Origin of the sequence: Roseateles sp. (assembly GCF_046300915.1) — a bacterium.
Taxonomy (GTDB): domain Bacteria; phylum Pseudomonadota; class Gammaproteobacteria; order Burkholderiales; family Burkholderiaceae_C; genus Kinneretia.
Window position 1 is genome coordinate 1 of the sequence record NZ_JBKCLH010000105.1, and the last position, 10,595, is coordinate 10,595.

13 protein-coding genes are annotated in these 10,595 nt (G+C 67.9%); 5 read left to right on the plus strand and 8 right to left on the minus strand.

Annotation, left to right across the window (positions count from 1 at the left end):
- Positions 1-140 precede the first annotated feature (140 nt).
- A complete protein-coding gene (locus tag ACK5F2_RS07860; RefSeq protein WP_409863937.1) occupies positions 141-1,043 on the minus strand; it encodes a DMT family transporter in 903 nt (300 codons plus the stop codon).
- A 3-nt stretch (positions 1,044-1,046) separates the two neighbouring features.
- Positions 1,047-2,561: an aldehyde dehydrogenase gene (locus ACK5F2_RS07865; protein ID WP_409863938.1), complete on the minus strand. Its 1,515-nt coding sequence runs from the start codon at positions 2,559-2,561 to the stop codon at positions 1,047-1,049.
- A 216-nt stretch (positions 2,562-2,777) separates the two neighbouring features.
- Between ACK5F2_RS07865 and ACK5F2_RS07870 the strand changes: the two genes are divergently transcribed.
- From ACK5F2_RS07870 to ACK5F2_RS07880, 3 genes are all read left to right on the plus strand, one after another.
- Positions 2,778-3,839, plus strand: a complete 1,062-nt coding sequence (locus ACK5F2_RS07870; RefSeq protein ID WP_409863939.1) for a DUF2157 domain-containing protein — start codon at positions 2,778-2,780, stop codon at positions 3,837-3,839.
- Between the two features lie 130 nt (positions 3,840-3,969).
- Positions 3,970-4,341, plus strand: coding sequence for a DUF1801 domain-containing protein (locus ACK5F2_RS07875; protein WP_409863941.1), 372 nt, complete (start codon positions 3,970-3,972; stop codon positions 4,339-4,341).
- Between the two features lie 116 nt (positions 4,342-4,457).
- Positions 4,458-4,820 carry a hypothetical protein gene (locus ACK5F2_RS07880; RefSeq protein WP_409863942.1) on the plus strand — a complete coding sequence of 121 codons (363 nt, stop codon included), beginning with the start codon at positions 4,458-4,460 and terminating at the stop codon, positions 4,818-4,820.
- Positions 4,821-4,881: 61 nt separating this feature from the next.
- Here the strand turns inward: ACK5F2_RS07880 and ACK5F2_RS07885 are convergent, their stop codons facing one another.
- Both ACK5F2_RS07885 and ACK5F2_RS07890 read right to left on the minus strand, forming a co-directional pair.
- Entirely contained in the window at positions 4,882-5,631 is a 750-nt protein-coding gene (locus tag ACK5F2_RS07885; protein ID WP_409863944.1) for a substrate-binding periplasmic protein, read from the minus strand.
- Between the two features lie 218 nt (positions 5,632-5,849).
- A complete protein-coding gene (locus tag ACK5F2_RS07890) occupies positions 5,850-7,166 on the minus strand; it encodes an aspartate aminotransferase family protein (RefSeq protein ID WP_409863945.1) in 1,317 nt (438 codons plus the stop codon).
- 135 nt (positions 7,167-7,301) lie between these two features.
- On the opposite strand from ACK5F2_RS07890, the gene ACK5F2_RS07895 reads away from it, so the two are divergent.
- A complete protein-coding gene (locus ACK5F2_RS07895; RefSeq protein ID WP_348705021.1) occupies positions 7,302-7,772 on the plus strand; it encodes an Lrp/AsnC family transcriptional regulator in 471 nt (156 codons plus the stop codon).
- Positions 7,773-7,804: 32 nt separating this feature from the next.
- Here ACK5F2_RS07895 and ACK5F2_RS07900 read toward each other — a convergent pair whose 3' ends face one another.
- The 4 genes from ACK5F2_RS07900 to ACK5F2_RS07915 form a co-directional block, all read right to left on the minus strand.
- The gene (locus ACK5F2_RS07900; RefSeq protein WP_409863946.1) at positions 7,805-7,969 is read right to left on the minus strand and encodes a hypothetical protein; all 165 of its coding nucleotides are present in this window, start codon (positions 7,967-7,969) and stop codon (positions 7,805-7,807) included.
- A gap of 129 nt (positions 7,970-8,098) precedes the next feature.
- The gene (locus ACK5F2_RS07905; protein ID WP_409863947.1) at positions 8,099-8,344 is read right to left on the minus strand and encodes an EamA family transporter; all 246 of its coding nucleotides are present in this window, start codon (positions 8,342-8,344) and stop codon (positions 8,099-8,101) included.
- Between the two features lie 6 nt (positions 8,345-8,350).
- Positions 8,351-9,007: a DMT family transporter gene (locus ACK5F2_RS07910; RefSeq protein ID WP_409863948.1), complete on the minus strand. Its 657-nt coding sequence runs from the start codon at positions 9,005-9,007 to the stop codon at positions 8,351-8,353.
- A gap of 85 nt (positions 9,008-9,092) precedes the next feature.
- Complete coding sequence (locus ACK5F2_RS07915) at positions 9,093-9,893, minus strand: ferritin-like domain-containing protein (RefSeq protein WP_409863950.1); 801 nt, start codon at positions 9,891-9,893, stop codon at positions 9,093-9,095.
- Positions 9,894-10,007: 114 nt separating this feature from the next.
- On the opposite strand from ACK5F2_RS07915, the gene ACK5F2_RS07920 reads away from it, so the two are divergent.
- Positions 10,008-10,565, plus strand: coding sequence for a gamma carbonic anhydrase family protein (locus tag ACK5F2_RS07920; protein ID WP_409863949.1), 558 nt, complete (start codon positions 10,008-10,010; stop codon positions 10,563-10,565).
- The last annotated feature ends 30 nt before the right edge of the window (positions 10,566-10,595 follow it).

Genomic DNA, 10,595 nt, shown 5'->3' on the forward strand with positions numbered 1-10,595 from the left:
TGGTAGGTCATGGCCCTGGGGCGGCCCGTGCGGCAGGCCATAGCTTTTGAGCGGGGTCTCATCTCAAGGCTTCATGCCCGAGCGGCTTGTCGATGACGGGTGGGCAGCGTGGCCAGCAGCACACCCAGCAGGGCCAGGCCCTAGGCCAGGGCCTGCACCAGGCTCAGGCGCTCGCCCAGAAAGACCAGGCCCACCAGGCCGGTGGCCACCGGCAGGAAGACCATGAAGACCCCGGCCTGGGCGGCCGGCACGCGGGCCAGGCCGCTCATCCAGAGCCAGACCGTGATCATGCTGGCCGCCGCGGCGTAGAAGAGCAGCAGGCCCCAGTCGCCCGCTGCCGGGCGGCTGAAGTCATAGCTCAGGGCCTGCCACAGGCCCAGGGGCGTGACCAGGGTCAGGCCCCAGAGATTGATCAGGCTGCTGATGCGCTTGGCCGAGACCTGGGCAGTGAGCTGCTTGCCGATCACCACATAGCAAGCCTCGCAGAGCACGGCCGCCAGCAGCAGGGCCACACCCAGCAGGGAGGCGCCACCGCCTGCGCTTGCTGCGCCCGCCGGCTCGCGCGCCACGGCCACCAAGGCAATGCCCAGCACCGAGCAGGCAATGCCCAGCAGCACGCGCCGTGCGATGCGCTCGCCCAGCACCAGCCAGCTCAGGGCCGCCACCGCGGCCGGGATGCCGGCCATGATGACCCCGGCCACCAGGGCCGAGCTGCGCTGCAGGCCGAAGAGCAGGCAGATGGAGAAGAGGAAATTGCCGATGAAGGATTCCAGAAACAGCAGCCGGCGCGTGCGCCCGTCCAGCGGCGGCTCGTCCGGCGCGCGACGCAGCCAGGGCAGCATCAGCACAGCCGCCATGCCGAAGCGCAGCCAGGCCAGCAAAAACACCGGAAACACCGCCAGCAGCAGCTTGGACAGGCCCACATAGCTGCCCACCAGGCTGGTGCTCAGGGCCAGGCTGCCATAGGCCAGCCAGGGCACGGCGGCGTGGCTGGCGGCGTGGCCGGCGTTGGCCGAGGAAGGCGTAGACGCGGGCGCCTCCATCGATCAGGCCGCCGCCGGATTGATGCGGATCCAGGTGGTCTTGAGCTCGGTGTACTTCTCCAGCGCGTGCAGGGACTTGTCGCGCCCGTTGCCGCTTTGCTTGTAGCCGCCGAAGGGCACGGTGAGATCGTCCTCGTCGTACTGGTTCACATGCACGGTGCCGGCGCGCAGGGCGCGGGCCACGCGGTGGGCGCGGTCGATATGCCGGCTCCAGACGCTGGCGGCCAGACCATAGGGGCTGGCATTGGCCAGGGCCAGGGCCTCGGCCTCGGTCTTGAAGCTCAGCACGCTCATCACCGGGCCGAAGATTTCATCGCGCACGATCTTCATCTCCGGCCGCGCGTCCACAAACACCGTGGGCTCCACATAGAACCCCCCGCTGTCCTGCCGCACCTGGCGGCCACCCACGCGGGCCCGGGCGCCCTCGGCACGGCCCGCCTCGATATAGCCCAGCACCGTGTCCAGCTGCTGGCGGTCCACGATGGCGCCCTGGCTGGTCTGCGCGTCCAGCGGGTCGCCCGGCTGGTGGCGCGCGGCCTGGGCCGCCACCAGCTCCACAAAGCGCTCGACCTGGCTTGCGTGCACCAGCACCCGCGAGGGCGCATTGCAGCTCTGGCCGGCGTTGAAGAACATGCTGCCCGCCGCGGCGCGGGCGGCGCGCTCCAGATCGTCCACATCGTCAAACACCACAAAGGCCGACTTGCCGCCCAGCTCGTTGTAGACCCGCTTGAGGTTGGAGCGGCCCGCGTACTCCAGCATGCGCCGCCCGGTGCGGGTGGAGCCGGTGAAGCCGATGGCGTCCACCTCCATATGCAGGGCCAGGGCCTCGCCGGCTTCAAAGCCATAGCCCGGCACCACATTGAACACGCCCTCGGGCAGGCCGGCCTGCAGGGCCAGCTCGGCCAGGCGCAGGGCCGTGAGCGGCGACTTCTCGCTGGGCTTGAGCACCACCGAGTTGCCGCAGGCCAGGGCCGGGCCCAGCTTCCAGGCGGCCATGATCATGGGGTAGTTCCAGGGCACGATCACGCCCACCACACCCATGGGCTCGCGCTGGATCAGGGCCAGGGCATTGGCCGCGGTGGGCGCGATCTCGTCATAGACCTTGTCGATGGCCTCGGCATACCAGGCGATGCAGCGCGCCGCCGCGGGCACGTCCACCCCCAGGGCGTACTGGATGGGCTTGCCCATGTCCAGGGTTTCCAGCAGGGCCAGCTCCTCCTTGGCCGCCAGCATCAGCTCGGCAAAGCGCAAGAGGATCTTCTTGCGCACGGCCGGTGGCTTGGCCGCCCAGCGCCCCTGCTCGAAGGCCTGGCGCGCGCTGGCCACGGCCGCATCGATATCCGCCGCCTGCCCGCGGGCCACCCGGGCCAGCCAGCGCCCGTCGATGGGGGAATGCTTGTCAAAGCCCTGGCCGTCCGCGGCCTCGCGCCGCTCGCCGGCAATGAAGGCCCGGCCGTCGGGCTTGAGGGCGGCGGCACGGGCGTGCCAGTCGATGGGGGCGGGGGCAGGTCTTGTCATGGCGATGCGCGGCGCAGAGCCGGGAGTGATGGTCGGGCCTGAAGGTGGCAGGCGCATCATGCCGCATTGGCGTGAGGAGGCTACCGTTCGCACCATTCCACCGCAGGGAGGATTGACGGCCGCGGCTGCGCTGCCCTCCAATCGTCGCGGCAGGCTGCCAGCCCGGCAGCCTTTTCCACCACAACAGCAGCTCCAGGCCAAAGAGCCTCACCCACCATGCAAATTCACCGCGGCCTGCTGCAGCAGGCGAGCGACAAGGGCCTGATCAGCGCGCAGCAGGTGCAGCCGCTGTGGGACTTTCTGCGCGAGTGCGAGCGCGAGCAGGCGCACGAGCGGCCCGGCTTTCGTGCCACGCACATCCTCTACTACCTGGGCGGCATGATCGCGATTGGCGCGATGAGCCTGTTCATGAACCTGGGCTGGGAGCGCTTTGGCGGCTGGGGCCTGTTTGCCATCGCCCTGGCCTACGGGGTGCTGGGGCTGGCGCTCACCGAGTATTTGCTCAGCCGTCGCCAGCTGCGGATTCCGGCCGGCATCACCGCCTGCCTGGTGGTGGTGCTCACGCCCCTGCTGGTCTACGGCCTGCAGCTGGGCCTGGGCTGGTGGGCCGACAAGGGGCACCTGAGCTATCGCGACTATCACACCCGGGTGGACTGGCGCTGGCTGCTCATGGAGCTGGCCACCCTGGCCAGCGGCGCGGTGCTGCTCTGGCGCTACCGCCTGCCCTTTCTGGTGATGCCGGTGGCGGTGACGCTCTGGTACATGAGCATGGACCTCACGCCCTTTGTGTTCCAGGACCAGGACCAGAGCTGGGCGCTGCGCAAGCTGGTCTCGCTCTGGTTCGGCCTGCTGATCGTCTTGCTGGCCTTCTGGGTGGATGTGCGCAGCAGCAGGCGCGACGAGCAGCGCGACTACGCCTTCTGGCTCTATCTGTTTGGCGTCATGGCCTTCTGGTGCGGCCTGTCGCTGCAGCAGTCCGACAGCGAGCTGAGCAAGTTCTTCTACCTGTGCATCAACTTGGCCCTGATCGCCGTGGGCGCCATGCTCTCGCGCCGCGTGTTCGCCGTGTTCGGCGGTCTGGGCACGGCCTTCTACCTGGGCCATCTGGCCCACGAGGTGTTCCGCGACAGCCTGCTGTTCCCCTTGGTGCTCACCCTCATCGGCCTGGGCCTGGTGGGCCTGGGCATCGTCTGGCAACGCCACGAGGCGCGCATCAGCGCGCGACTGCGGGGATGGCTGCCGGAGGCGGTGAGAGAGTTGGTGGAGCGGAGGGGGTGAGGGTGGGGTAAGCGTGGGGTGAGGGTGCGGTGGCGGCGGGCTGCCGCACCACGCCGATGTTGATGCCCCACCCCACCACGCTGTTGAACAGCAGTCCCAGCTTTCAGCCCTGCCCAGACGAGTGACCAACATGATGCCTACCGACCGCGTCTCCCAATTCCTCGAAGACCTTCGCCTTGTCGACCCCGATCGCCATGAGCTGGTGCACACCCTGCGCGCCATGGTTCTGGGGCTGTCGCCCGCCGTGTCTGAGGAGATCAAGTACGGCGGCATCTTGTTTTCCGCCGGCCAGCCCTTCTGCGGCGTGTTTTCCTACGCCAAGCATGTGTCGCTGGAGTTTGGTGCGGGCGCGGCCTTGCCTGACGAGTACGGGGTGCTGGAGGGCGCAGGCAAGCTGCGCCGGCATATCAAGATGAGCTGCACCTCGGACATTGCCGTGAAGCATGTGGCCGAGTATTTGAAGCTGGCGCTCAACAAAGCCAATACGGCCCACGTCTCATGAATCGGCACCCCGCATCGCGAGTGCTTGCACCCCTTGTTTACGCCTCGCTGCTGCTCCTACTTTCCACCAGCTTGCTGCCAGTCCCGGCTCGGGCCACACCGTCCGAGCAACTCCCGGTGTTCGCCCCGGACTGCCTCAAGCAGGCTCAAGACTGGCTGAGACAGGCCAAGGCACTGGTGGGCAATTTCGGAGCGCCGGAGAACTTGCCCGCCGTGGCCGAGCCGGTCGCTGCGCTGCTGGCCGCACGTGGCGTGCATCGTGCTTGGCTGGCGACGGATTCGCTGATCTCGCCGCCGCCGAGCTATGCCCTGGTGCAACTGCCGGACGAGGCGCCGAACCATGCGGATGCTGCTGCTGCCGCATCGCCCCTTGCGAATTGCCCGCTGGGGCAGACCTATCTGGCTTACAGCCCGGGTGGTTTCGTGCCGCAGCCGCCGCGCTTCTTTGGCCCGTTTCCGCCGGGCGCGGCGGCGCGGTGAGGCTGGGTGCACTGAGCGCAGTAGAGAATGTGCATAGGGAGGTCGCTGGCGTGCCGCGGCCTCACTGGGTATACCGGGCCACCAGTTGGTCCAGCACACCTGTTCTTTGCAGTTCCAGCAAGGCCGCATCCATCTTCTGCACGAAGTCGTTCTTGAAGGGGGCGGGGAAGCTGCGGCTGTAGCCGATGAAGGCCTCTTGCGTGGAAAGTTCGGCGGCTTCCAGCAGTTTGAAGGCGGGCAGATCGCCCTGGCGCACCAGCCGGTTGACGGTGTGGGCGGCCGAGATGCGATCACTGGCCATGCAGTCAATGCGGCTGGAGCTCAGCTTCCTGATGTTGTTGATGTTGCGCGCGGCCTCCTCCAGCACCACCTGCCCGGCACTGACCGCCGCCTTGAGCTTTTCGCTCTGGGTGTAGCCGGCATTGATGCCGATGCGCAGTCCGATGAAGTCCCGGGGAAAGTCGGCACGCCTTTGCCGCATGACCTCGGGGGTACAAAACAGCACGACGCGCTCGGTCAGCAAGGGCACGGAGTACGGAAACACGAAGGGCCGTTCGGCGTTCCTGTAGGGCGGGATCAAGGCCAGGGACTCTCCAGTCTCCAGGCGGCTCAGCCCTCGCTTCCAGGGGACGAACTGGATGCTGACCTCATAGTCCGGGGCCAGCCGTTTGGCCGCTTGGAGCACCAGATCCACATAGATGCCCGCCGGTCGCCCCTTGTCCGAAAAGGAGTAGGGCGGATAGTCGTCCTCGGCCTCGATCACGACCTGCTGTGTTGCAAACGCCTGCTGGGCCAAGAGACCGAGCATCATCAAAGAGGCCGCGAGACCTTGTCGCCACATACAGTCTCCTTCCAGCTTGCGCAGCCGGACCTGGTTGCGCGCCATGATAGCCCGGGCCCGATTCAGGGCCAGGCCAGCATGGGCATGCGCGCAGGAGCAGGGGCAGGGGCCGGCGAATCCGCTGGTCGCGGCTGCTGTATCGGGCTTCAAGCCGGCTTGATCGACAGGCCCCGGCCTGCCCGCCCGCCTCAGGCCGCGCGCCGCAGCGCGCCGCGCAGGGTGTCGAAGATCTGGTCGATATGGCTGCGCTCGATGATCAGCGGCGGCGACAGCGCGATGGTGTCGCCCGTGGTGCGGATCAGCAGACCCTTCTCCCAGCAGTCGAGGAAGACATTGAAGGCGCGCTTGGCGGGCTCGCCGGGCAGGGGGCTGAGCTCGATGCCACCCACCAGGCCGATATTGCGCACATCGATGACGTTGGGCTCGCCCTTCATCGCGTGCAGGCACTCGGCAAAGTAGCCCTGCATCTTGGCCGCACGGGTGAGCAGGCCTTCCTCGGCATAGGTGTCCAGGGTGCCCAGGGCGGCGGCGCAGGCCAGGGGGTGGGCGGAGTAGGTGTAGCCGTGGAAGAACTCGATCAGGTGCTCGGGGCCGTTCATGAAGGCGTCGTGGATCTTGTCCGAGGCGAAGACGGCGCCCATGGGCACGCAGCCATTCGTCAGGCCCTTGGCCACGGTCATCAGATCGGGCGTGACGCCAAAGGTCTGGGCCGCAAAGGGATTGCCGGTGCGGCCGAAGCCGGTGATGACCTCGTCGAAGATCAGCAGGATGCCGTGCTTGTCGCAGATTTCGCGCAGGCGCTGCAGATAGCCCTGGGGCGGGATCAGCACGCCGGTGGAGCCGGCCACGGGCTCCACGATCACGGCGGCAATCGTGGAGGCGTCATGCAGGGCGACCAGGCGCTCCAGATCGTCGGCGAACTCGGCGCCATGCGCGGGCTGGCCGACCGAGAAGGCATTGCGGGCCGGATCATGCGTGTGGCGGATATGGTCCACGCCGCCCAGCATGGTGCCGAACATCTTGCGGTTGGCCACCATGCCGCCCACGGAGATGCCGCCGAAGTTCACGCCGTGGTAGCCGCGCTCGCGGCCGATCAGGCGGGTGCGGGCGCCCTCGCCGCGCACGCGGTGGTAGGCGATGGCCATCTTGAGCGCGGTGTCCACCGACTCGGAGCCCGAGTTGGTGTAGAAGACCTTGCTCAGGCCTTTGGGCATGATGGCCGCCAGACGCTCCGCCAGCTCGAAGGCCTTGGGGTGGGCCATCTGGAAGGGCGGGGCGAAGTCCAGCTCCGCCGCCTGGTTCTGGATGGCTTGCACGATGCGCGGGCGGTTGTGGCCGGCGTTCACGCACCAGAGGCCGGCAATGCCGTCCAGCACCTGGCGGCCCTTGTCGTCGGTGAAGAACATGCCGTCCGCCCGGGTCAGCAGGCGCGGGGCCTTCTTGAACTGGCGGTTGGCCGTGAAGGGCATCCAGTAGGCGTCGAGTTGTGTGGCGTCCAGGCTCATGTGCGGCTCCATCGTTGCTGGGTCCGAGTCTAGGCAAGGCCGGGCGCAATGTGCTTGCAAGCACGCACCGCGTTAACCCGCGGTTTTGCACATTCATGCGATAGTCTGGCGACCAAACCGCAGGAAATTCGAACGATGGGGTCTGAAGTGCAACTGGATGCGATTGACCGCGGCATCCTGAACGAGCTGCAGCGCGATGGGCGCCTGTCCAATGTGGAGCTGGCGCAGCGGGTGCACCTGAGCCCCTCGGCCTGTCTGCGCCGGGTCAAGCAGCTGGAGGAGGCGGGCGTGATCGACCGCTATGTGGCCCTGGTGAACCCCAAGGCCGTGGGCCGGCCGGGCACCAGCTTCACCATCATCAATCTGGAGCGCACCACGCCCCAGGTGCTGGCCGCCTTCGAACAGGCGGTGCGCGATGTGCCGGAGATCCTGGACTGCTTCTTCGTGGCCGGCAGCAACGACTATCTGGTGCGCTTTGCCTACCGCGATGCCGAAGATCTGGAGCGGGTGCATGGCGAGGTGCTGATGCACCTGCCGGGCGTGGCCCGGGCCAACTCCATGCTGGTGCTGCGCACCGTCAAGAAGACCACGGGCTTCGAGCTCTGAGGCTCAGGCTTGGAGCCGGGCCCCGGTCGGGCTCAGGCGCCGCCGAACAGACCCGAGAGGGCCAGCAGGGCGCAGAAGGCGGTGAGCAGACCGGCGTGGCCCCAGCTCTCCAGCGAGACGGCCGGCTGGCTCAGGCGGGGCTCGCCGGCCAGCAGGTAGTTGCGCGAGGTGGCGATGAAGGGGGGGATGCTGCTCACGGATATTTCCTTCCTTTGGGCTTGGGGGCTGTCGCAGGCCCGGGGGCCTGAGGTGCCGCCTTGCTGACGACACAGGAAGGAGTGTGGCAGGGCTCCGTGAAAACCCTATGACAAAAATCAGGGTAATTACTAGGTCTGTGCCCGTGCCGCCGCCGGGGCGCTGCGCAGCATGGGCAGCAGCTGCACCACCAGCATGCTGCTGAGGATCAGGGCGCAGCCGGCCAGGCCCGTGGGGCCGAGGCGGTCGCCCATCAGCAGATAGCCGAAGAGAGCGGCGAACAGGGTTTCGGAGGACAGGATGATGGCGGCGTCGGCCGCGTGGGCATAACGCTGGGCCACCACCTGGGCCGTGAAGGCCACGCCCACCGAGAGCACGCCGGCTTAGGCACTGGGCAGGGCGGCCGCTTCCAGGGCCTGCCAGCTGATGGGCTCGGCCACCAGGGCATAGGCCAGGGCCAGCACGCCGCAGACCAGGAACTGTCCGCCCGCCACCAGGAAGGGGGCGTTCATGCGGTCGGCCACGCGGCCCACCAGCAGCACATGCAGGGCCCAGGGCAGGGCGGAGGCGATGACCCAGGCGTCACCCAGGCCGATCTTGAGTTCATGCGCGCCCGAGAGCAGGAAGGCGCCCACCAGGCAGGCCAGGGCGCCCGGCCAGACCGACCAGTGCGGCAGATGGCGCAGCAGCAGCCAGCCCAGCACCGGGACCAGGGGCACGTAGAGCGCGGTCAGGAAGCCGGCATTGGTGACCGTGGTGGAGACGATGCCGATCTGCTGCATGGCCGCGCCCATCAGCAAGAGGCAGCCCAGGCCGGCAATCTTGAGCGCGTCGCCGCGTACCAGGCCGCGCTGCTGGCGCTGCAGGCCCTGCCACTCGCGCCACATCAGGGGGGCGACGACCAGGGCGCCGATCAGGAAGCGCACACCGGTAAAGGCCATGGGGCCGATATCGGCCATGCCATGGCTCTGGGCCACAAAGGCCGAGCCCCAGATCAGGGCGATGACGACGAGCAGCAGATTGGCTTGGATGCGGGACACGACGGCAGACCCTGGCAAAGAGGCGAAGCCCGCGATTCTAAAGGGGGCGGTCCCGCGGCCCCCGGGCCGCGCTCTGTGTGGGGCCTCAGAGCCCGCTGCTCAGATAGGCCAGCTCCTCGGGGCTGAAGCCGGCGGCACTGCGCGCCTGCAGATTGAAGGGCGGACGCAGGCGCGGCGCCTCGTACTGGCGTACCAGCTCGGGGTAGAGCGCGATGGGGTCCAGGTCACGCTCGCGGCACAGATGCCGGTACCAGCGGTTGCCGATCTCCACATGACCCACCTCGTCGCGCAGGATGATGTCCAGGATCTCCACCGCCCGCGTGTCGCCGGCCTTGGCCAGCTTGGCTTGCAGGGGCGGGGTGGCGTCCAGTCCGCGCGCCTCCAGGGTGCGCGGGACCAGGGCCATGCGGGCCAGCACATCGCCCGCGGTGCGCTCGGCCATGGCCCACAGACCGTCATGGGCGTCGAAGTCGCCATAGCGCTTGCCCAGGCCCTGCAGATGCTCGTGCAGCAGGCTGAAGTGCAGGGCTTCCTCGGCGGCCACACGCAGCCAGTCCAGGTAGAACTCGGGCGGCATCTCGGCAAAACGCCAGACCGCGTCCAGGGCCAGATTGATGGCGTTGAACTCGATATGGGCGATGGCGTGGATCAGCGCTGCCCGGCCCTCCAGTGTGAAGGGCGAGCGATTGGGGACTTGAAGGGCCGACAGCAAACGTGGCCGCTCGGGTCGGCCGGGCACGCCCTCCGGACGCTGCAGCTGCGCATCGGGGTCCAGGGCCAGGCCGTTCTGAGCGTCGACGCAAAGCGCCTGCGCGGCGGCGGCCTTGTCGGCAGGCGAGTTCAGGCAAAGGGTGTGCAGGGCACGGGCGCGGCAGTCCGGAGGCATCATGGGCAAATTATCCCCGGCCCCGCGGTTAAAGCCCTGGGCGGGTGGCCCGCCGTGCTTGGCCGCTTAAAATGTCTGGTTTTGCTGCGGCCGGGGGCCGTCCGGGAGTGCGAGATGGCGATTTTCCAGTTGGACGAATACCGGCCCGAAGTCGCCGCCAGCGCCTGGGTGGCCGACAGTGCCCAGGTCATCGGCCGGGTGCATCTCGACGAAGACGTCAGCATCTGGTTCAACGCCGTGCTGCGCGGTGACAGCGAACATCTGCACATCGGCCCGGGCTGCAATATCCAGGACGGCTCCGTGCTGCACGCCGACCATGGCTTCCCGCTGCGCTTGGAGGCGGGAGTCACGGTGGGCCACCAGGTGATGTTGCATGGTTGCACGGTAGGCGAAAACTCACTGATCGGCATCGGCGCTGTGGTGCTCAACGGTGCCCGCATCGGCCGCAACAGCATCGTCGGTGCCGGTGCCTTGGTCACCGAGGGCAAGGAGTTTCCAGACGGCAGCCTGATCGTCGGCAGCCCGGCCAAGGTGGTTCGCGAGCTGACGTCGGCCCAGCTTGAAGGTCTGCGCGCCAGCGCCCGTCACTACATCGCCAACGGCCAGCGCTACGCCAGCGGCCTCCAGAACATCAGCAGCGACTACCCCCAGAATTCCCAAGCCAAACCATGAGTGAACTGCACAAATTCTTGTTCGAAGGCC

What these genes read in the sequence shown, in the direction of transcription:
- ACK5F2_RS07875 (WP_409863941.1), top strand. Translation starts at nt 3,970, where the DNA reads ATGATGCCTACCGACCGCGTCTCCCAATTCCTCGAAGACCTTCGCCTT.
- ACK5F2_RS07885 (WP_409863944.1), bottom strand. Translation starts at nt 5,631, where the DNA reads ATGATGCTCGGTCTCTTGGCCCAGCAGGCGTTTGCAACACAGCAGGTC.
- ACK5F2_RS07870 (WP_409863939.1), top strand. Translation starts at nt 2,778, where the DNA reads ATGCAAATTCACCGCGGCCTGCTGCAGCAGGCGAGCGACAAGGGCCTG.
- ACK5F2_RS07915 (WP_409863950.1), bottom strand. Translation starts at nt 9,893, where the DNA reads ATGCCTCCGGACTGCCGCGCCCGTGCCCTGCACACCCTTTGCCTGAAC.
- ACK5F2_RS07860 (WP_409863937.1), bottom strand. Translation starts at nt 1,043, where the DNA reads ATGGAGGCGCCCGCGTCTACGCCTTCCTCGGCCAACGCCGGCCACGCC.
- ACK5F2_RS07890 (WP_409863945.1), bottom strand. Translation starts at nt 7,166, where the DNA reads ATGAGCCTGGACGCCACACAACTCGACGCCTACTGGATGCCCTTCACG.
- ACK5F2_RS07895 (WP_348705021.1), top strand. Translation starts at nt 7,302, where the DNA reads ATGGGGTCTGAAGTGCAACTGGATGCGATTGACCGCGGCATCCTGAAC.
- ACK5F2_RS07920 (WP_409863949.1), top strand. Translation starts at nt 10,008, where the DNA reads ATGGCGATTTTCCAGTTGGACGAATACCGGCCCGAAGTCGCCGCCAGC.
- ACK5F2_RS07865 (WP_409863938.1), bottom strand. Translation starts at nt 2,561, where the DNA reads ATGACAAGACCTGCCCCCGCCCCCATCGACTGGCACGCCCGTGCCGCC.